Origin of the sequence: Spirulina sp. CCY15215, from assembly GCF_016888125.1 — a bacterium.
Classification (GTDB): domain Bacteria; phylum Cyanobacteriota; class Cyanobacteriia; order Cyanobacteriales; family Spirulinaceae; genus CCY15215.
Genome location: NZ_JACSWA010000500.1, coordinates 1 through 627 on the forward strand (window position 1 = coordinate 1; position 627 = coordinate 627).

General features: G+C 47.0%; 1 protein-coding gene. It reads left to right on the forward strand.

Annotation, left to right across the window (positions count from 1 at the left end; all coding sequences use genetic code 11):
• Nucleotides 1-627: ShlB/FhaC/HecB family hemolysin secretion/activation protein (locus JUI58_RS27815; RefSeq protein ID WP_204104948.1), on the forward strand; the 627-nt coding region annotated here is incomplete at both ends.

Below are 627 nucleotides of genomic sequence, written 5' to 3' on the forward strand. Positions count from 1 at the left end.
TCACTATCGATCGCAATAATGTGACCCAATCTCCTTTCGATGTCTTGGGTATTCGGGGAGAGTCGGAAACTTACGAGATTTCCCTGCGCCAACCTTTGATCCGTAAATTTACGGAAGAATTTGCCCTTTCTGTGGGGTTGCGGCATAAAACCGGACAAACTTTCCTGTTTAATAATACAGGAACTTCCTTTAGTAGCGGGGCAGATGCCGACGGAAGTACCCGCACAATGGTGTTAAGTTTTGGCCAGGACTATCTTAAGCGCGATCGCCTCGGTGCTTGGATTTTTCGTTCTCAGTTTAATTTCGGTTTGGATATGTGGGATGCAACCAACAATAATGATCCTACCCCCGACGGTCAGTTTTTCAGTTGGACGGGACAGGCACAACGCTTGCATCGTTTAGGCGATCGCCATTTATTCGTCATTCAAGGGGATGTGCAGTTTTCTCCCGATAATCTCTTGGGGTCGGAAAAATTTGGTATTGGGGGCGGTCAAACTTTGCGGGGCTATCGTCAAGGGGCGCGATCGGGGGATAATGGCTGGCGCATTTCTATCGAAGATCGCATCACTTTAGTGCAGGAGCAAGATAATATTTATTTGTTGCAGGTGATTCCCTTTTTAGATATGG